This is a genomic window from Nitrosococcus wardiae (assembly GCF_004421105.1).
Lineage (GTDB): Bacteria > Pseudomonadota > Gammaproteobacteria > Nitrosococcales > Nitrosococcaceae > Nitrosococcus > Nitrosococcus wardiae.
Genome location: NZ_CP038033.1, coordinates 1,723,138 through 1,743,325 on the forward strand (window position 1 = coordinate 1,723,138; position 20,188 = coordinate 1,743,325).

Below are 20,188 nucleotides of genomic sequence, written 5' to 3' on the forward strand. Positions count from 1 at the left end.
ATAGAATAAAGAAATCAAATTTGTGATGCCAATCGAAGTAGCGCTTGAGGGCAAGAGGGTGTTTTTAAGCAAGTGTTCGTTGTTGCTGGATAAGCTCGAAGCGAAGATTAAGCAAGTTTGTTCGGATTCGGCTTAGAGGAGGTAGATAGTGAAACAATGGGGTCACAGGATGCCGCAGCAGCTGTTGCTTTTCCTTTTTATTATCTTGATGTTCTTGCCGGAAGCAGAAATTTTAGCTGATCTTCCCGATACTATTAATCGTGTCAAGCATGCCGTGGTTGGGATAGGCACTTATACACCCACCCACCAATCTCAGGCAAGTTATAGAGGGACAGGGTTCATGGTGGCCGATGGTCGGCATGTAGTCACCAATGCTCATGTCTTACCCTCCTCACTCAATGCCAAGCGCCGTGAACATATCGCGGTGTTTGTTGGCATTCAAGGAAAAGTACGGCGAGCGGAGAAGGTGGTAGTAGATCATAAACATGATCTCGCCCTACTGAAGATTGATGGAGCGTCTCTTCCAGCATTCTCCTTAGGTAATGCATCTCGGGTACGTGAAGGTGATTTAGTGGCTTTCACGGGATTTCCCATTGGGCCAGTGTTAGGTTTATATCCGGTGACGCATCGGGGTATTGTGGCAGCAATTACGCCAATTGCCTCGGCTGGAAGAGTCTTAAGGGATCTTAACCCCCAGCGTATCCAGCATCTCCGTTCTGAGCCTTTCAAAGTGTTTCAGTTGGATGCTACAGCCTATCCGGGCAATAGTGGTAGCCCAGTCTATGACCCGGACACAGGAAAATTATTAGGCGTAGTAAATATGGTGTTTGTCAAGGAAAGCAAAGAAAATATACTCAAGGACCCGAGTGGGATCACTTACGCTATTCCGGTAGATCATCTTCGCACACTGCTTAGTAGGGCAGGATTAAAACCATAGATGAATCTTTTTTCCCAAAATATATTGGCTTTGTCAAAATAATTAACACCTTATTGTAGAATTTTATGCACCACACATGATGTGGTGATGTCTATAATTAATAATCTAGAATGTTCTTATGGCAATTGGCACTCGAAGGGGCCAATAATGATGATTCCGGGGAGAAGATAATTTGGGTTGTTGAAAAAGGTTACAACTTTGAAGCCTTATTTAGAATGAGAGCGAATATATAAGATATTGTTTTATTCTTTGGGGTTGCTGTGTTCAAACTGTCAATAGAATTTGCGAATGGGTGAGTACTGTTGATAGTGATAAAAAAATATGGCATAAAAACAATAACTTATATATTGGCGCATATATTGCATATTGCCTTAGATATTTTAGATGCATAATATTCTCAAACCAATTATGAGGGAGATGGAGGGTTATGATTACCTCTCAAGATAATTCTAAAAAGGACGTTAAAGCTTTGAAGACGGAATCACTCCAAGGGCAAGATGAACGTTCTTCTTCCGTCTCAAAACCTCGGCGTACCCTTTTAAAAGGAGCTGCGGCGGTGCCGGTCATTATGACTTTGCCGAGCGGGGCAGCAGTGGCTATGAGCAGCTACAACTCAGAAGCGTGCATAGCAAAAGATCAACAATTAGCTTGGAACGAGCAGCCCAATTGGCTAGTTGAAAGTACGGATACTTGGGTACGTAAGGAGGTGAAGGCTAGACAGCTTCAATCTAATAGCTACTCTGATCCTTTTTGGGTTTACCAGCCTCATGAGGATGTAGATCGTTGGTTAGATGAGTATGGCAGATACTATTACACCCAAAGTGGTGATCCTGTGGAAGAAGCAGGGATGAGTGATCCTGTGGAAGAAGCAGGGATGAGTGATCCTGTGGAAGAAGCAGGGATGAGTGATCCTGTGGAAGAAGCAGGGATGGGTAGCCGTGAGGATGCTAGGATAGCATGGGCGCGGCGAGCAAGGGAGGAGGCAGGGATCTATGTGGAAGGCGCAGGGAATAGTAACCCTGTGAGAAGAGCAAGGAATGATAACCCTGTGAGAAGAGCAAGGAATGATAACCCTATGGAAGGAGCAGGGAATGGTAATTGTACGGAAGAAGCAGGGATGGGTAGCCGTGAGGATGCTAGGATAGCATGGGCGCGGCGAGCAAGGGAGGAGGCAGGGATCTTTGTGGAAGGCGCAGGGAATAGTAACCCTGTGAAAGGAGCAGGGAATGGTAATTGTACGGAAGAAGCAGGGAATGGTAATCCTAAGGAAGAAACAGGGATGGGTGCTCCTATGGAAGAAACAGAGAATGGTAATTATATGATAGGACCAGGGAATAGCAATTTTTTAATAGTGACAGAGGATACTCCCCGCTATGTCATTGCTCAAGTAGATGAGTCCGGTGCGATAATAGGCTTTGGACCTTCTGACCAATTCAATCATATTACGGGTTCATGTTGGTATTCAGTGAATCCCACTACCATATAGATGTAGCAAAAATACTTTGAAATATAGTGTGCAGATTTATTACCTGGAAAGTACCTGATGAAAGAAGTATTTTTTGTGAATCTTTTGGCAATTATTATATCATTTTCAACCAAAGTTCAGGTGAAACCCATCTTCTCAATGAGCTTGCAGCGGAAGCATTACGAATTTTAGAAATTTATCCGGTGAGTGAAGCGGAGCTTGCAGATCGTTTGAGGGAAGTCTTTGAAGTCGAACTCGAAGAGCTTCTGCCTCGCATGTCGCGCCTGCTTAAAGAATTTGATAACTTAGGATTAATTGAACCCTGCTGCTAGTGAAGGTTGCTTGTCTAAAGGTTCCCGAACTCAAAGAGCGCCTCTCTGGTGTTGGCCTTTATTTAAAAACAGGACCTTTTATTGTCCGTTTGCAGGGGCAAATTGGCACCCTGCCGCAAATTATCCGATTACTTTACGCAGACTTCCCTGTCGCCAAAGGTGAAGTGATTGCAGATTTTCATATCTCTTTAAGAAAACCTGGAAATTTGCGCTATTGGTGGCGGCCTCAAGTATTATTTCAAATTGATGGCCGTATACCTTTCGAACCTTTCCCCCTCAAGCTCGCCACACCCCTATTGGAGTGGGGTATGAATTGGTGTATTGCGACTCGGGCCCATCATTACTTAATGCTGCATGCAGGTATTGTAGAGAAAAATGGGCAAGGCATTATCTTACCTGCCTATCCAGGATCAGGGAAAAGCACACTTTGTGCTGCATTAATTCACCGTGGCTGGCGATTGCTTTCTGATGAATTCGGATTGGTGAATATGGAAGACGGCAGGATAGTCCCTTTACCCCGCCCCATTTCTTTAAAAAATCAATCTATAGCAGTGATCCGGGAGTTTGCGCCGGATGCAGTAATCGGTCCGTCCTTTCCGAAAACCCGCAAAGGAACTGTTGCTCATCTACGGCCACCGACATCTAGCGTTGAACGGATGGAAGAGACTGTTTCGCCTTCTCTAGTTATCTTTCCCCGATATAAAACCGGCGCACCTACTGTTTTAGAGTCCTATTCCCAAGCTTATGCGTTTTTGAAATTGGCTAACAATGCCTTCAATTATGAGGTGCTTGGTGTAAATGGCTTCAAACTTGTCACGAAAATGATCAGATCATGCCAATGTTATGCCTTATCTTTCGGCGATCTAGATGAAGCTATTGCTAAACTTGATGCTTTGGTAGCCCCTTCATATGCTGGTTAAGCAGCCTTTGTCGGGCGCGGAGCAACTCCTTCTCAAAGCGCTATGTCAACCAGAAAGTTTGTTTGCCCTGCAAGTAGGGGAGTGGGATTTATTATTACGTGTGGCTCGCCAAGCCCGTCTCTTGGCCTCCTTGGGAGAGCAGATAGAGCAACGGGCTTTACTTGACCAATTGCCGTTTAAGGTGGCTGAGCATATGACAGCAGCGCGGGCGCTGGCAAATCAGCGTCAGCGCCAAGTGCTATGGGAAATCAACCGCTTGCAGAGGGCCTTGACTGATATTCATATTCCTTGTGTCTTACTCAAAGGAGGAGCTTATCTTCTAGCAAAATTGCCGGTTGCCAGAGGCCGCCTACTTGCCGACGTTGATCTTTTAGTGCCCAAAACGAATTTAAAAACGGTAGAGTTAACCCTGAAACGAGGGGGTTGGGAGGCCGCTAAAGTTGATGATTATGACCAGCAGTATTATCGTCGTTGGATGCATGAATTGCCTCCTATGCGGCACCGAGATAGGCAAGTCGAGGTCGATATCCACCATACAATTTTGCCTGTGACCAGTCGTTTGCACCCTAATCCGGATTTGCTTTTGGACGCTGCACAGTCGATTGAGGGGACGCCCTTTAAAGTTTTGGCACCGGTAGATATGGTGCTTCACAGTGCAACGCATTTGTTTTATGACTCAGAACTGGATGGTCAATTACGAGATTTAGTCGATCTAGATGGTTTGCTGCGCCACTTCGGCCGTGAATTCAGCTTCTGGGAGAGTCTGGTACCGCGGGCTATCCAGCTAGAGTTACAAAGACCGCTATTTTATGCACTGCGTTATACGCGGCACTTGCTGGAGACGCCTGTTCCTGCTGATGTTATCCGGGAGATTGAAAATGAAAAACCTTCGGTACTGGTCTCCTTGGTGATGGATAAATTAGTGCCGCGGGCGTTGTTTCCAGAGCATCCGGATCATCCTCGCTGGTCTACAGGAGTTGCCTGCTGGTTGCTTTATGTTCGCTCCCATTATCTGCGCATGCCAATGCATTTGTTGATGCCTCATCTGGCTCGCAAAGCTATTGGACGTGCCCAGAACAAGTATTTGCACCATCTTAAGACAAACTAATTGGCCGCATTCGTATGTTAGTCGTTGAGCATAGAACGCAATTTCTTGATAGCGTTATTTTCCAACTGGCGGATGCGCTCGGCAGAGATTTGGTATTCCGCTGCCAGTTCGTGCAAGGTGCTTTTGCTTTCTTGAAGCCAACGACGGTGGATAATGGCGCGGCTCCGAGGGTCCAGCGCTTCCAATGCCTGCTGCAGCCGTTGACCATAATAATGCTCTTGATCCAGCCGCTCCATTTGCCCGGCCGGATCGGTACTGGGATCAGAAAGATAGGCGATCGGCGCAGGGATATCATCTTCGCTATTTTCAGCGTTGGAGCTCTCAAAGGGAGTGTCTTGGCTGCTTAAGCGCGCTTCCATTTCCAAGACCTGCTCAGGGCTGACCCCTAGATCACGGGCAACCTCATCCACCTCTTTTCGATTTAGCCAACCCAAGCGCTTTTTAGCGCTCCGCAAATTAAAGAATAGTTTGCGCTGGGCTTTGGTGGTTGCTACTTTGACGATACGCCAGTTGCGAAGAATAAATTCATGAATTTCAGCCCGGATCCAATGCACAGCAAAAGACACCAGACGGACCCCTTGCTCTGGATCGAAACGTTTGACCGCCTTCATGAGGCCAATATTGCCCTCCTGGATTAAATCGGCTAGGGGAAGTCCATAACCACTGTATCCTCGAGCAATCCGGACCACGAAACGAAGATGAGAAAGCACCAGCTGCCGGGCTGCGTCTAGATCATGGTGATGTCTAAGCCGAAGGGCAAGATTGCGTTCCTGGTCTGCGCTTAGTATGGGAATACTATGGACAGTTTGACAGTAGGTATCCAGATCGCCCACAGCCACCGGCACCAAGAAGCCATTACTATTGCGTACAGTCAGTTCCATAAGTTCCCCTTCAGAAAAAAGCTCTTTTTATATTAGCACTCAAATAGTAAGAGTGCTAATTTTGAGTGTAAATTTATTGCAAAAGTTTCCTGCCCGTGGCGCACGTTGGCCTTTGAATACCGGCCACAGGGAACAAAAAATTAGACAAGCCTATTTGTGACTAGTTTGCGCTATTAAATTCGGCCACCGGAGGAAAATTTCAAAGGTTTAGGCTTCTTCATTCTGAAGCGATTTCTTCCTCCCCCTCTTCCGCGGAGGTGGGGGTAAGTAAGGCCGCCACGAATTCCTCCGCGTCGAAAGGACGGAGATCGTCGATTCCTTCACCGACGCCGATAAAGCGGATAGGGAGCGCCATCTTCTTAGCAATGGCGAAAATGACCCCCCCTTTAGCGGTGCCATCCAACTTGGTGAGGGTAATCCCCGTAAGACCCACGGCTTCATGGAACTGCTTAGCCTGATTGAGGGCATTCTGGCCCGTTCCGGCATCCACGGTCAGCATTATTTCATGGGGAGCCTGGGGATCTACTTTCCCCATGACCCGTTTAACTTTTTTGAGTTCTTCCATGAGATTGGCCTGGGTATGCAGGCGGCCTGCAGTATCCGCAACCAGGACATCGATTCCTCGCGCCTGGGCCGATTGTAGGGCATCAAAAATCACCGAGGCAGAATCAGCCCCGCTGCGCTGGGCAATTACAGGCACCTGGTTACGCTCGCCCCAGGCTTGAAGCTGTTCCACCGCGGCGGCGCGGAAGGTATCGCCTGCAGCTAGCATGACCGAGCGGCCTTCCGCCTGGAATTTTTTGGCCAGTTTACCGATCGTGGTGGTTTTGCCAACTCCATTGACGCCCACCATGAGAATTACGAAGGGTTTGGTGCCCTCGGGAATCACCAGGGGGTGGCTAGAGGGCAGCAGCAGCTCTTGCATATTCTCCCTTAAGGCTACCATTAAGGCTGCTGGGTCTTTGAGTTGTTTGCGGGAGACTCGCACGGTGAGATTATCAATAATGGATTGGGTGGCTTCTACCCCCACATCGGCAACAAGCAATTGGGTTTCAATCTCTTCCAGTAACTCATCGTCAATGTTTTTTTTGCCCAGCATCAAGTCGGCGATACCGCCAGTCAAGTTGCCGCGGGTGCGACCGAGGCGATTGCGCAGGCGTTTGAACAACCGCCGCTTTTTCACGGTTTCCGTGCCCCCATTAGCTTTTTCCGGGGTTTCAGCCGTCTCAGGGGCAGGGGTCACCATTTCTGGATCCGGTGCTGGGTTCTTTCCCTTTCGCTTAAAGAAACTTACCATGGTTGCTACGACTCATTAGGTAATAGTGACTAAATATCCTATCATTATTGCCATTTTGATTAAGAGTAAGAAGGAAAACGATGACGCCATTCATACGCTTGTTAGGGATCTTTCTGGTCTTGGTGCTGCCGCTGGCGGCTGTGGCCAAAGTGCATGAATTTACCCTGGAGAATGGGTTAAAGCTCCTGGTTAAGGAAGACCCTCGCGCACCCGTGATGGTTTCCCAAGTGTGGTACAAGGTAGGCTCTAGCTATGAGCACAGTGGGATCACCGGCATTTCTCATATGCTGGAGCATATGATGTTTAAGGGTACCAAAACCTTGGAGCCTAACCAATTTTCGCAAATTATTTCTGCTAACGGCGGCGAGGAGAATGCCTTTACGGGCCGCGATTACACGGCCTATTTTGAGCAAATGGCCAATGACCGAGTGGAAGTGAGCTTCCGCTTGGAGGCTGATCGCATGCGCAATCTGGTGCTCGATCCTGAAGAGTTACGCAAGGAAAAGCAGGTGGTGATGGAGGAGCGGCGCATGCGCACGGAAGACAACCCCAATGCCTTGACCTACGAGCGCTTTAACGCCACGGCCTTTCTGAGTAGTCCTTATCACCATCCCGTCATTGGCTGGATGAGTGATATCCAACATTATGGGCTAAAGGATTTGCAGGCCTGGTATCAGCAGTGGTACGCCCCTAACAATGCCACGGTCGTCGTGGTGGGCGATGTGGACCCAGAGGCCATCCATGCTTTGGCCAAAAAATATTTCGGTCCCCTGGAGCCGGAGACGATCACTCCGCCGAAACCCCAGCAGGAGGTTCCCCAGAATGGCCGTCGGGAGATCTTCGTAAAGACCCCTGCCGAGCTGCCTTATCTGCTGCTAGGTTGGAAAGTCCCCGTCGTTAAGACTGCTGAAGAGGATTGGGAAGCCTACGCCCTGGAAGTATTGGCAGGAATCCTGGATGGGGGGCGCAGTTCCCGTTTCTCCAAGGAATTGATCCGGGGTAGTCAAATCGCCACTAGCGTAGGGGTTAGCTACGATCTTTATGCCCGTGCCCAGGACCAGTTCGTGATGGCTGGGGTCCCGGCCCAGGGGCATAGCATTGCCGAGTTGGAGGAGGCTTTGGGGGCTCAGATCCAGCGCCTGCAAAAAGAGTTAGTAAGCAAAGAGGAACTGGAGCGAATTAAAAATCAAGTCGTGGCTCATAAGGTCTTTGAGCAGGATTCCATGTTTTTCCAGGCCATGCAGTTGGGTTTATTGGAGACTGTAGGTTTAGATTGGCGGCTGGCCGATGCCTATGTGGATAGGGTGCGGGCCATCACTGCTAAGCAAGTTCAAGCGGTTGCCCAAAAATATCTGCTGGAGAGCAATTTGACCCGGGCGGAATTGATTCCTTTGCCTATTCAGCCGGGAGAAAAATCGCCCCCAACTCAGCCTACAGAGGGAGGCCGCCATGTTTCGTAATCTGCTTGTTTTAATTCTATGGGGTATCGCGGGAACGGTTTTGGCGGCCCCTGATATTCAGCACTGGGCTACGGCAAACGGGGCGCGGGTCTATTTTATCCAGGCCAAGGAGCTGCCCATGGTGGATGTCCAGGTGGTCTTTGATGCCGGTGCGGCTCGGGATGGGGATCAACCAGGATTGGCCCGATTGAGCAACGCTTTATTGCCGGAGGGTGCCGGTGACCTGGATGCCGATGCTATCGCCGAGCGTTTCGATAGCTTGGGTGCCCAATTTGGCACCCAGGCCGAGCGGGACATGGCGGTAGTGAGTCTACGCAGCCTGACTCAGCCTGAAATTTTGCAGCCGGCATTGGAAACCATGGCCTTGGTTTTGGCCAAGCCTACCATGCCGACAGTCGCTTTTGAGCGAGAGCGCAAACGCATGGAGGCTGCCTTACAAAGGCAGTTGCAGTCGCCGAGCAGTCTTGCCAGCCGAGCCTTTTACCGCCACCTTTACGGGGATTATCCTTATGCTCATCTGCCTTCTGGGACCGAGGAAGGGCTGGCCAGTCTGAGCCGGGATGACGCCTTAGCTTTTCATCAGCGCCACTATGTGGGTAGCAATGCGGTAGTGGCCATTGTGGGCGCCCTGGACCGTACTCAGGCCGAACAGGTAGCGGAGCAGGTGATAGGTGATTTGCCCGCCGGAAAGCCGGCGCCAACTCTCCCTCCTGTACCTAGAATCAAAGAATCGAGTAGGGAGGTCATGACTTATCCTTCCACCCAGACCACGGTCATCCTGGGTACGATAGGTCTGCGCCGTGGCGATCCTGATTATTTCCCCTTATATGTGGGGAACCATGTATTGGGTGGCAGCGGCCTGGTATCACGGATCAGCGTAGAACTACGGGAAAAGCGGGGCCTGACCTATAGCGCCTATAGCTATTTTAGCCCCATGCGTCGCCGGGGTCCCTATATTTTGGCGTTACAGACCCGCAATGAGCAGGCGGAAGAAGCATTGCAGGTGCTGCGCAACACCTTGAAAGGCTTTATGGCCACCGGACCCAGTGAGGAGGAACTCCAGCTTGCCAAGCAAAATATTACGGGGGGGTTCCCACTGCGAATCGACAGTAATGGGGAAAAGGCCCAGTATCTTGCCATGATCGGCTTCTATCGATTGCCGCTGGATTATTTGGAAACCTTTACTTCCCAGGTGGAAGCGGTCACGGGGGCCCAGATCCGGGAGGCCTTTCAGAAAAGAGTCAATCTAGACAAGATGGTCACGGTCATGGTGGGCGGTGCCGCCGAAGAGTAGATCCGGAGTCTCCCGAGCCCGAGGCCAAGTTCGGATTATTGGTGGTCTCTGGCGCGGTCGGAAACTCATCTTTTCCGCTCGCCCAGGGCTGCGTCCTACCCCCGATCGGGTTCGGGAGACCTTATTTAATTGGCTTCAGCCGGTAATTAGGGGGGCTCGCTGTTTGGATCTATTTGCAGGTAGTGGTGCCCTAGGTTTGGAGGCCAGTTCCCGGGGAGCGGCGCAAGTGGTCATGGTGGAGAAAGATCCGCGGGTCTATCGGGAAATTTGTGCTCAGGTGGCGCGACTTGCTGCTAAGGGGATAGAAGTGGTCGCCAGTGACGCCTTGGCTTATCTCTGTAGTCCTGCTCAAAGTTTTGATATTGCTTTTTTAGATCCTCCCTTTGAGAGTGGGTTATTAGGACCCTGCTGCGAGCACTTGGAACGCGGCGGTTGGCTGACCCTTGGTGCCTACATTTATCTGGAGGCCCGAGGGCGGGGGGGAGTACCACCTTTGCCTGCTAGCTGGAAGTTGGTGCACAGCAAACAGGCCGGGGAAGTGGGGTATTATTTGGCTCGCCGAAGTTAAACTCAGCTGATTCAAGAACGCTAAACTATGCCAAATATTACTGCTGTTTATCCAGGGACCTTTGACCCTATTACCCGAGGTCATAGTGATTTGGTGGCGCGCGCGGCCCCCCTATTTGAGCGGATTATTGTGGCCGTTGCCGCTAGTCCCGTGAAAGCACCCTGTTTTTCATTAGCAGAGCGGGTATCTCTGGCGGAAGAGGTTTTAGCGGCTCACCCTAATGTGGAAGTGCGAGGCTTTGATATCTTGTTGGCAGATTTTGCTCGCGATTGTGGTGCCCGCGTGTTGCTGCGAGGGTTGCGGGCAGTATCCGACTTTGAGTACGAATTTCAATTAGCCAGCATGAATCGCCACCTAGTACCGGAGGTAGAAACATTGTTTCTGACCCCTGCCGAACAATATGCCTTTATTTCGGCTAGTCTAGTGCGGGAGGTCGCCGCGTTAGGAGGCGATGTATCGCCTTTTGTGCATCCTAGCGTGCTGGCTGCGCTGACTGAAAAATTAAGCTAGAATATTTATAATTGAGTATTTTAGTCAGGAATAAGCTATGGCTTTATTGATTACCGACGAGTGCATCAATTGCGATGTCTGCGAGCCCGAGTGCCCTAATGGAGCGATTTCGCAAGGAGAGGAGATTTATGTCATTGAACCGAAGCTCTGTACGGAGTGTGTCGGGCATTTTGAGACTCCCCAATGCGTCGAGGTTTGTCCAGTGGAATGTATTATTTCTGACCCTGACCGTAAAGAAACTCAACAGGAGCTAGAGGGCAAGTATAAAGCACTTATGGCCCTATCGGAGTAACTTAAAGTCTTTCTGATAGCTGAACTTTTTTGCAATAAGTACCTATGAATAAAATATGAGGTGTTTTAGGAGCGAGCCGGAGGTGGTTCCGCAAATCCGTTTTTCCTCCCTGAAAAAAGGGTTTGTGGGGACTTCCCTGTCCCCTGGCTCCACGCCACCGGCTCGCTCCAGGAATACTGCAAAACTTTTACTGAGATACTTATACGGTTAGCCTGGATAGATCATTTAAACTCACCACAGAAGCACGAAGAACGCAAAGAACTCAAAAACTTAAATAGGTTTAGATAACCTCAATTTCTCTCAACTGACTGAGCTTCCCTCACCTTTGTGTCTTGGTGGTGAAAAATCCAGGTTAATTCTATTCGCGTTTATTGGCGTGCATTCGTGGCTAAAAGCCGAATCGAGATTTAATCGTCTGCTAGCTGGTCGATGGCCTCCCTATCTTCTGTCTCCAGTTGAACCTTGACCGCTCCCATACTGCTTTGCACGCTGGCGATCTTGCTAGCTCCGGGGATAGGCAGGACATGCTCTCCTTTTTGTAATAGCCAAGCCAGCGTAATTTGATAGGGTGAGGCCTGGTATTTTTCACTAAGAGCTTGAAATAAAGGTTGGGTAGCTAAACGCTCGTGGTGACGCCGCCCTCCGACAGGGCTATAAGGAATATAGCTGATGCCTCGGTTTTGGCACAGATCCACCAGTCCACTCTGGAAATCCTGCTTGTGGAAAGGGTGACAGCGATTTTGTACTGCGGCAATGGGAACTTGACTCAAAGCCAGTTCCAATTGCCGGGAATCAATATTGGAGAGCCCTAAGTGCCGGATTTTGCCTTCCTCCTTGAGCCGGATCAACATCCCCAGGGACTCCTCAAAGGGGATGTTGGGATCAGGCGCATGGAGATAATAGAGGTCGATAATTTCGCAGTGGAGATCTTGCAAGCTTTGTTCGCAGGAAGTGCGTAGCCATTCAGGATGGGCATCAACGACCCATTCTCCGCGAGGGCGCCGGAGGCCTCCCTTGGTGGCAACCAATACTTCATTACGCACCCCAAGTGGGGTCAGGGTGGAATGGATAAGGCGCTCGTTATGACCTAGTTCTCCATCATCAAGACAGTAGACATTCGCGGTATCGATAAAATTGCCACCGTTTTCCACAAATGCTCGAATGACCTCCATGGCGTTCTTTTTCTCCGGCCGCCCGGCAATGGAAAGAGGCATGGCTCCAAGGCCGATGGCATAAAGTTGATAGCCTGTCCCGTCAAGCTCTCTTTTCATGAAAATCTCCCTAGATGGAAAGCGTTAGGTTTACCGGAAATATAGACACTTGAGTTTTCCATGGTATGGTGGATAGCTCTTAGCCTTATATCACTTGTTTAATATTCTAACGTGCTTTTACAGATAACCATGACAATCTTCCTCCGTATCGCAGTTCTTGCTTTTCTGGTTGTGGGGAGTGGTTTAGCTGTTGCCCAGAACCCCCCCCCTGCAGCGGCTATCGCCAGTGCCCATCCCCTCGCTACTAGTGCAGGGCATGGGGTGCTGGAGGCGGGGGGGAATGCGTTTGATGCGGCCGTGGCAGTAAGCGCAGCCCTGGCGGTGGTAGAACCTTATAGCTCCGGGCTGGGAGGGGGAGGATTCTGGCTGCTCCATCGTGCCGAGGATAATGTCGAAATCATGATTGACGGCCGAGAACGGGCTCCCCTTGCAGCCACTTCTCAAATGTATCTTGATGAAACAGGTAAATTGATTGACCGGGCCTCTATCGATGGGCCATTAGCAGCAGCAATCCCTGGTCTACCAGCAGCACTGGCCTATCTGTCAGAGCATTATGGCCGTTTATCCCTTGCCAAAACTCTAGCCCCTGCCATTGGCTATGCCAACGAGGGTTTTGAGGTAGATGAGCCTTACCGCCGCCAGGTGACCTTTCGGCTTCCTGTGCTTAGGCGCTGGCCCGCTGCCAGTCGGGTATTTTTGAGTAATGGAAAAGTGCCCATGCTAGGGGAGCGGATTAAACAACCTGCCTTGGCGGCTACCCTAGAAGCTCTGGCTGCACAGGGGGCGGCAGGTTTTTACCAAGGATCGGTGGCAGAAGCCTTAGTCGATGGTGTGAGAGCCGCTGGGGGTATTTGGCGCTTGGAAGATTTAGCCCAATATCAGGTCGTGGAGAGGGAACCGGTGCGGGGTAAGTACCGGGGGTTCAACATTATTTCTGCAAGTCCTCCTTCTTCTGGGGGCGTCGCTTTGCTGACCATGTTAAATATCCTCGCCCAGGAGGATCTCTCCACCTTCTCAGAGACGACTCGTGCCCATTTCATTATCGAAGCCATGCGCCGCGCTTACCGGGATCGGGCCCGGTACTTAGGGGACCCAGATTTTGTAGATATTCCAGTGGAAAAGTTAATCCATCCTTATTATGGCGCCGGATTGCGGGCCGGCATCCGCCTCGACCGGGTAACTCCCAGCGCCCATCTCCCCGGTATTGGAAACCAGGAATCCGGACGACATACCACGCATTTTTCTATTATGGATCGGGAGGGGAATTGGGTTGCCGCCACCTTGAGTATCAACTATCCTTTTGGTTCCGGTTTCATGCCTCCTGGTACGGGGGTCTTACTCAACGATGAGATGGACGACTTTGCGGCTGCCCCCGGCGTACCCAATGTCTATGGCCTGATTGGCAATCAAGCCAATGCTATTGCCCCTGGGAAAAGACCTTTATCTAGCATGACCCCTACCTTCGTGGAGGACGAACGCGGCGTATTGGTATTGGGAACGCCTGGGGGCAGCCGTATTATCACCATGGTGTTGCTTGGCATTCTGAACCATGTGGAGGGGAGAGATTTAACCCACTTAGTATCGCAACCCCGTTTTCACCACCAATATTTCCCCGATGAGGTGCAATATGAACCCCAAGCCTTTGATAAAGCCCAGATTCGACGCTTGCAGGCTTTGGGACATCGCCTGACACCCTATGAGCGACGGTGGGGGAATATGCAAGCCCTGTTTTGGGATCGGCTTCGGAACCGGGTTGAGGCAGCCAGTGATCCCAGGGGAGTGGGGCAGGCGGTCGTTCGTTAAGAGCCGGAAATAGATGCTGATTCAAGGGTATCCATCGCTGCTTGTTAATTTTCTTATAAATAAAATACTTAGCCGCGAATTAACGCCTATGAACGCAAATATTTCAATAGCTTAAAGACAGACAAGCGTTGAGCCGCCAGAAAATAATTCAAGGTAATTTTTTATAAGCGGTTATTCGCGTGCATTATTGTAAAAAGGAAGTTTACTCGCCTGGCGGTAAATTCCCTGCTCGGTGATATAGGCACTGATCAAATTTGGGGGCGTAATATCAAAATAAATATTGCGCAGGGTTATTCCGGGCGGGGATTCAAGGGCCAATTCTTCCGGTGCTTTTTCCTCTAACTGAGCCTGGGTCGGCGAAGCAGATACCCGCTTAAAGGTTTCGCTGGCCACATAAAAAGGAATATTTTGGTGGCGGGCGGCCAAAGCGAGCAGCAAGGTACCGGCTTTGTTGATCACGGAGCCGTCCTTGAGCAGGGTGTCTGCGCCCACCACAACCCCCTTGGCCTTTCCTACAAAGAGCCCCATCTGGGCGTCGGTAATCAAGGTAGTAGCAATTCCCCATTCGGACAGCTTTCTGGCTAGTCTACAGCCTTCCAGGAGCGGCCGAGATTCGGTAATAATGGCGTCCACCCCTTGATCTTTCAATAGCTTAAAAGAAGCCACCACCGTAGAGCTGAGGCTGTGGGTCATCACCGTCGCGCCCCTACCCACCAGCGCTGCTGTTTGCCGGGCGATGGCCGTGACCGCCTGCTGGGATTGATCCTGTAATTGCTGGGCAAGGGCCACTATTTTTGGACGCAGGCTGACCACCTCTTCCTGGGGGAAACGAGAGAGGAGGGATTGCCAGCGCCCCACTAGATTTTGGACGGGGGCGATACTGGGTCGGATTTGCCGGAACTGGTCTGCAAGGAGATTTAATTCGGCGATAAGGTCGCCACAGGTTGTGGCCGGGCTGGTTTGTGCTCGTTCAGCCAGCAAGGCGAGACTGCGCCGGGCCAATTCGCTGGCCCCATGTTCCCGATCCTCGGCAAGGATTTTTATCTCATCTTTCATAGTGGATAGACTTGAGCAAGGGCAGGAACGGTGGAATAATCGGATAATGCTGAGAGGGCTACCCAGCATAACCTGGTGTTTTCCCAATTTAGACGGATGGTCTCGGGATGCTCAACCAGGAACAGGAAAGGGTGAACTTTCCACAGTACCGGCGAATCAGGGTCATCCACAGAGAGTGGCGGGCCACTCTTGAGCAGGGTAACGTCTGCTCCCTTTAGTCCAGTTTCTTCTTGGATCTCACGGAGAGCCTGCGCTAGGGGGGTGGGATCTTCTAAATAGCCGCTAATCCCTGACCAGCGTCCCTGATAGCTGCCCACTCGTTGGCTGCGGCGAACCAACAATATCTTGCCTTGATGTTCCAGAAAAACAGTGACAACTTGGCGGATGGGTTTGGGAGTAGGTGGTTTCATCGCCCTGCTGGATTAGTCCGGATAATCCATGAACAATTCGGGTTAGCCGGTGTTGCGCATCCCTGCGGCAATAGCATTGATAGAACGCAGCAAGGGATCAAGCCAAGCTTGGCGTTCTACGGGGGTGAGCATGGGGTCACGGGTGCGCTTGAGGAGAGTAAGTTGGATATGGTTGAGGGGGTCCAGGTACGGATCCCGACGCCTCAGGGACAAGGCCAAGGAGGGGTTTTCCTCCAGCAGCGTGTGAGCTCCCACAATATGGAGTACTTGCGTCACTGTGCGCTGATATTCGGCACTGAGCATGGCAAAGATCCGCTCTCCCGTTTCAGGATCGAGACACAAATCGGCGTATTGTTGGGCGATGCGCAGCTCGGCCTTAGCCAAAGACATTTGGATATTGCTCAGCATGGCCCGAAAATAGGGCCAGTTTTGGTACATGGCCTGGAGTTTTGCGAGGCGATCGGGAGCGCCGGCCCGCCATTGCTCCAAGGCGCTGCCGATACCGTACCAAGCAGGGAAAGTATGGCGGGCTTGGGCCCAACCAAAGACCCAGGCAATGGCCCGTACTGAGGCCTTGGAGCGATCACCCTTTTTCCGGTGGGAGGGCCGGGAGCCAATGTTCAAAAGCCCAATTTCATTGACGGGAGTGGCTTCGTAGAAATAATCTTGGAAACCAGGGGTTTCTTCTGTTAGTGCCCGGTAGGCTCGCTCGCCAGCTTCGGCTAAAAAATCCATGACCCCGAGATAGTCGCGCTTTTCCTCTTGGGGGGGCTGGACGAGGCAAGCGCTTGCCTTAATCAAGCCGCTTATTCCCATGTCTAGCTCATAAATGGCAGTCTCGGTGTTGCTGTACCGAGAGGAGAGAACTTCGCCTTGCTCCGTGAATTTGATTTGACCGTGGACCGTACCTCGAGGTTGGGACAGGATAGCGTCGAAGGTGGGACCGCCACCACGGCCAATGGTCCCCCCCCGGCCATGGAAGATGCGGCAATCTACATCCCGGTCGCTCGTCAGGACAGTAACCTTATTTTGTGCTTCATATAGTTTCCAGGAGGAGGCCAGAATTCCCCCATCCTTACAAGAATCTGAGTAGCCAATCATAACCTCTTGCTGGTTACCAGAGGCCTGGAGTAGGGCTTGATAACTGGGATCATCGAGCAAGGCAGTCATTACAGGCTCGATATGTTCCAAATCCTCGATAGTTTCAAACAAGGGGGAGATCTGTAGGTCGCAATGCCATTGACCCTGCTGGTGTTTAGCCAAGCCGGCAAGATGACCTAGGAACATGACCTCTAGGACATGACTGGCGGCATGGGTCATGGAAATCACGTAGGCACCAAAGACCCGGGGGCTGACCTCCCGGCGCATTTGGGCCATGACATCAAACACTTCAAGGGTTTCGCGAGTAGGGGGAGTCAGTTGTTCCCGGTCAATGGGGACTCCTTCTTCACGGGCGAGCTGTTCGGAAAGCAGCTGTTGACGTTCGATCTCCGAAAGATCAAGGTAGGTGGGGTGGAGCCCTGCCTGCTTTACTAATTCAGCAACTGCTTCCGTATGAGAGCGGGATTCCTGGCGAACATCTAGTTTAAGGAGGTAAAAACCAAAGCTTTCTACCAGGCGAATCAGATCTTGCAGTTCCCCTGCTGCAATATTGCCATCACCATGGCTGATAAGGCTGTCACGAAGGAGGTAAAGATCTTGAAGGAATTGATCCTCAGAGGGATACCCCACACCACTGGGGGGGCTGAGCCCGCTCTCTGGCTTAAGATGTAGTTCCACTGCCCGTAAATTATCTAGCAGGCGGTAGTGCATTAGGTAGAGCTTGCGCCGGTAAGGTTCGTGACTAAAGCGAGTAGGATTGCCAAGGAAGGTCTCAGGGCAGTCACTAAGATCCCGATTAATACTGTCTATCAGGGCTGTGGAGGGTTGGATGAGGGGAATGGAGTGAGTCAGGATGCGCGTCAATTCCGAAATGCGCTCGAGGTAATGCTGCAATGCCATCCGCATTTGCAAGCGCACTGCCATGGCAGTGGTCTCCGGTTTGACATTGGGATTGCCGTCTCGATCTCCTCCAATCCAGGATCCAAAGTGCAAAAAGCTGGGGACTCGGATCCTTGTATTCTCGGAGAGATCATCCCCATAGACTTTATCAATGGCTTCTTCCAGTTGGCGATAGGTTTCGGGGACTGCTTGGAATAAGCTGACTTTAAAGTAAAACAGGCCATTAATGATTTCGTCTCGAACCTGGGGTCGGTGAGCCCGTACTTCATCAGTTTTCCAGAGGACTTGAATCTGTCGTTCTAGCTGACGGTGCAGCGCTTCTTCCTCGCGCTGGCTCAGTCGAGCCTCGTCCAAAAGTTTGTTGGTGAGAAAGATCTTGCGGAGGTGTTCCATTACTGTGCGCCGCTTGGCCTCAGTAGGATGGGCAGTAATAACAGGAATATAAGCCAGACTATCTAGCAGAATTTGAAGTTGCTCAGGTCCGACTCCAGCATTTCGTACCTCCTGTAGGGTTTCCTCAAATGAACCCCGCCAAAGAGGTCCCCCCGCATCAATACGGCGTTGCCGCTGGCGGTGTTGGTAAGCCTCCTCGGCAATGTTTGCGAGACTGAAGTAGATGCTGAATGCCCGCACCACTTGGGTAATTGTCTCTACATCTAGCTTGCTGATAAGACGCAGCAGCTGGATTCGTTTCTCTGGATTCTCTTTTTTGCGCAGGTTGATATAGCCTTTACGCAAAGCCTCCACAGCGGCGAATATTTTTTCCCCTGATTGGGCTTGGATGACTTGGCCCAGTAGGTTGCCAAAAAGCTTGACTCGGGCACGCAATTCCTTATCGCGCCAGGAAGTAGCATGTTTGGCTTGCTCTGAGGGCGCAGAAGTTATTGGCGCGGGTTGGGCTTCAGAGGTCTGTTTCATAATGGATATCACTATAGCCTATGTAGCTTGGTCTGGCGCATCTGGCCTCATGGGGTATCATAGGCCAGATGCACCCCTATTTATACTTTGGCATGGGGCTTAACTTGGGACGAGCCGGCGATAAAGGTTGAGATAGGCCTTAGCACTGGCTTGCCAGCTAAAGTCCTGTTCCATGCCGGTCAGGGCGAGTTGGCGCCATAAGCTGCGCTGATTATACAAAGTCAATGCCCGTTGGATGGTAGCAAGCAGCCTGGAGGGGGTAGGCTCTGTAAAGATAAAGCCTGTGGCCCGTCCCCGGCGGAGGTTTTCTTCGGTTGCGTCTACCACGGTATCGGAAAGACCACCAGTGCAGCGCACAATCGGCACAGTACCATAACGTAAGGCGTAAAGTTGGGTCAGGCCGCAGGGCTCAAAGCGAGAGGGCATGAGGAAGATATCAGCGCCAGCTTGGATACCATGGGCGAGCCGTTCGTCATAGTGGATGGATAACCCCATTTGCTGGGGGTAGCGGGAAGCAAGTTGTCGCAGGGCATTCTCATAGTCTTCATCGCCTTGGCCTAAAAAAACCACTTGAATCTTTTCAGAGAGTAGCTCAGGTAAGGCCCTGAGGATAAGGTCAATTCCTTTTTGTTCTACTAACCGCCCGACAAAACCCAGCAAGGGGATAGTTTCGTCTTCAAGTAAGCCATAGTGGCGCTGCAGTGCCAACTTGTTAAAAGCTTTATGGGGCCAACAGCTTTGGTTATAGGGTTTTTCGAGGAAAGAATCGTGGGCTGGGTCCCAATGTTGATAATCCGCGCCATTGAGAATGCCAGTAAGGCGTTCTGTCCGCCTGCGAAGCACGCCGTCCAGGCCGCACCCAAACTCTGGGGTCAGGATTTCCTGGGCATAGGTAGGGCTGACAGTGGTAAGCCAATCGGCAAACACCAGTCCCCCCTTGATAAAGGAAAATTGATGGTGAAATTCTAAAGCATCCGGTGACCACCACCTCGGGGGCAGTTTTAAGGCTTTGAACTGCTGGCGCGGGAATACTCCTTGGTAAGAGAGATTATGAATAGTGAATAGGGTTGCAGGTCGGTTTTTTGCTTGGGTGAGAAGCGGAGGCAGCAACCCTGTTTGCCAATCATTACAGTGGATGATATCAGGTTGTCGACCCAATGCTGGATGATTCGCAAAGGCAACAATAGCTTGGCAGAAAGTGGCAAAACGTGCGGCATTATCTGGCCAATCTTGGCCGTTCTCGTCTACATAAGGATTACCTGGCCGGTCAAAGTGTTCAGGACTGTCTACCAACCAGATTGGGTTTGGCCCCTCGGGGAGTTGGCTTTTTAAGATACGAACGGGCTCTGGTGCTGAGGGAATCTGCAAACAGGCCACTTCTGTCAAGTTTTCAAGACGAGTTTTGCAGGCAGGGTAGGCTGGTAGGATAATGCCTACATCCTGCCCTAGATGGGCGAGCTCCACCGGCAAGGTGCCGGCAACATCAGCCAAACCGCCAGTTTTAATTAGAGGATGGACTTCACTGCTTGCAAAAAGAATTTTATACACTTTGATGCCTCGAAAGATCAAAAAGCTTATTCGGCCACAAGGTGTATGCCATTAACATTAGACAGATTATTTTTAATATTTTTGTTTTTAAAAATGGAAAATTAAGCTTAAGGTATA

General features: G+C 50.8%; 18 protein-coding genes. 11 read left to right on the plus strand and 7 right to left on the minus strand.

The annotated features are described in order from the left end of the window. The first annotated feature begins 208 nt into the window (after positions 1–208). From E3U44_RS08330 to E3U44_RS08350, 5 genes are all read left to right on the plus strand, one after another. Entirely contained in the window at positions 209–937 is a 729-nt protein-coding gene (locus E3U44_RS08330) for a S1 family peptidase (protein ID WP_240761813.1), read from the plus strand. Between the two features lie 427 nt (positions 938–1,364). Next, entirely contained in the window at positions 1,365–2,423 is a 1,059-nt protein-coding gene (locus E3U44_RS08335) for a hypothetical protein (protein ID WP_134357710.1), read from the plus strand. A gap of 26 nt (positions 2,424–2,449) precedes the next feature. Next, positions 2,450–2,734 carry an HPr-rel-A system PqqD family peptide chaperone gene (locus E3U44_RS08340; RefSeq protein WP_166805043.1) on the plus strand — a complete coding sequence of 95 codons (285 nt, stop codon included), beginning with the start codon at positions 2,450–2,452 and terminating at the stop codon, positions 2,732–2,734. Further along, on the plus strand, positions 2,734–3,654 hold the full coding sequence (locus E3U44_RS08345) for an HprK-related kinase A (protein WP_134357712.1): 921 nt from the start codon (positions 2,734–2,736) through the stop codon (positions 3,652–3,654). Before E3U44_RS08340 ends, E3U44_RS08345 begins: the two co-directional genes overlap by 1 nt. After that, positions 3,644–4,762, plus strand: coding sequence for a nucleotidyltransferase domain-containing protein (locus tag E3U44_RS08350; RefSeq protein ID WP_134357713.1), 1,119 nt, complete (start codon positions 3,644–3,646; stop codon positions 4,760–4,762). The genes E3U44_RS08345 and E3U44_RS08350 overlap by 11 nt, the downstream gene beginning before the upstream one ends. A 17-nt stretch (positions 4,763–4,779) precedes the next feature. Here the strand turns inward: E3U44_RS08350 and rpoH are convergent, their stop codons facing one another. After that, a complete protein-coding gene (rpoH, locus tag E3U44_RS08355) occupies positions 4,780–5,643 on the minus strand; it encodes an RNA polymerase sigma factor RpoH (RefSeq protein ID WP_134357714.1) in 864 nt (287 codons plus the stop codon). A 217-nt stretch (positions 5,644–5,860) separates the two neighbouring features. After that, positions 5,861–6,940 carry a signal recognition particle-docking protein FtsY gene (gene ftsY / locus E3U44_RS08360; RefSeq protein ID WP_134357715.1) on the minus strand — a complete coding sequence of 360 codons (1,080 nt, stop codon included), beginning with the start codon at positions 6,938–6,940 and terminating at the stop codon, positions 5,861–5,863. Positions 6,941–7,020: 80 nt separating this feature from the next. Between ftsY and E3U44_RS08365 the strand changes: the two genes are divergently transcribed. The 5 genes from E3U44_RS08365 to E3U44_RS08385 are packed head-to-tail and all read left to right on the plus strand — an operon-like array spanning position 7,021 to position 11,064. Then, positions 7,021–8,400 (plus strand): M16 family metallopeptidase, encoded by a 1,380-nt coding sequence (locus E3U44_RS08365; RefSeq protein ID WP_134357716.1) that lies wholly within the window; start codon positions 7,021–7,023, stop codon positions 8,398–8,400. Continuing rightward, positions 8,390–9,694: a M16 family metallopeptidase gene (locus tag E3U44_RS08370; protein ID WP_134357717.1), complete on the plus strand. Its 1,305-nt coding sequence runs from the start codon at positions 8,390–8,392 to the stop codon at positions 9,692–9,694. The genes E3U44_RS08365 and E3U44_RS08370 overlap by 11 nt, the downstream gene beginning before the upstream one ends. Then, positions 9,678–10,262: a 16S rRNA (guanine(966)-N(2))-methyltransferase RsmD gene (gene rsmD / locus E3U44_RS08375; protein ID WP_134357718.1), complete on the plus strand. Its 585-nt coding sequence runs from the start codon at positions 9,678–9,680 to the stop codon at positions 10,260–10,262. The genes E3U44_RS08370 and rsmD overlap by 17 nt, the downstream gene beginning before the upstream one ends. Positions 10,263–10,289: 27 nt before the next feature. Then, entirely contained in the window at positions 10,290–10,772 is a 483-nt protein-coding gene (gene coaD / locus E3U44_RS08380) for a pantetheine-phosphate adenylyltransferase (RefSeq protein WP_134357719.1), read from the plus strand. 37 nt (positions 10,773–10,809) lie between these two features. Continuing rightward, positions 10,810–11,064 (plus strand): YfhL family 4Fe-4S dicluster ferredoxin, encoded by a 255-nt coding sequence (locus tag E3U44_RS08385; protein WP_134357720.1) that lies wholly within the window; start codon positions 10,810–10,812, stop codon positions 11,062–11,064. Between the two features lie 407 nt (positions 11,065–11,471). Here the strand turns inward: E3U44_RS08385 and E3U44_RS08390 are convergent, their stop codons facing one another. Continuing rightward, positions 11,472–12,335 (minus strand): aldo/keto reductase, encoded by an 864-nt coding sequence (locus tag E3U44_RS08390; protein ID WP_134357721.1) that lies wholly within the window; start codon positions 12,333–12,335, stop codon positions 11,472–11,474. A 129-nt stretch (positions 12,336–12,464) separates the two neighbouring features. Here E3U44_RS08390 and ggt point away from each other — a divergent pair, with 129 nt between their 5' ends. Then, positions 12,465–14,138 carry a gamma-glutamyltransferase gene (ggt, locus tag E3U44_RS08395; RefSeq protein ID WP_134357722.1) on the plus strand — a complete coding sequence of 558 codons (1,674 nt, stop codon included), beginning with the start codon at positions 12,465–12,467 and terminating at the stop codon, positions 14,136–14,138. A 171-nt stretch (positions 14,139–14,309) separates the two neighbouring features. Here the strand turns inward: ggt and E3U44_RS08400 are convergent, their stop codons facing one another. The 4 genes from E3U44_RS08400 to glgA form a co-directional block, all read right to left on the minus strand. Next, a complete protein-coding gene (locus tag E3U44_RS08400) occupies positions 14,310–15,194 on the minus strand; it encodes an eIF2B alpha/beta/delta subunit family protein (RefSeq protein WP_166805044.1) in 885 nt (294 codons plus the stop codon). After that, complete coding sequence (locus E3U44_RS08405) at positions 15,191–15,604, minus strand: NUDIX domain-containing protein (protein ID WP_134357724.1); 414 nt, start codon at positions 15,602–15,604, stop codon at positions 15,191–15,193. Before E3U44_RS08405 ends, E3U44_RS08400 begins: the two co-directional genes overlap by 4 nt. A 42-nt stretch (positions 15,605–15,646) precedes the next feature. Further along, complete coding sequence (ppc, locus tag E3U44_RS08410; protein ID WP_240761780.1) at positions 15,647–18,523, minus strand: phosphoenolpyruvate carboxylase; 2,877 nt, start codon at positions 18,521–18,523, stop codon at positions 15,647–15,649. Positions 18,524–18,622: 99 nt separating this feature from the next. Then, a complete protein-coding gene (gene glgA / locus E3U44_RS08415) occupies positions 18,623–20,071 on the minus strand; it encodes a glycogen synthase GlgA (RefSeq protein WP_134357725.1) in 1,449 nt (482 codons plus the stop codon). Between the last annotated feature and the right edge of the window lie 117 nt (positions 20,072–20,188).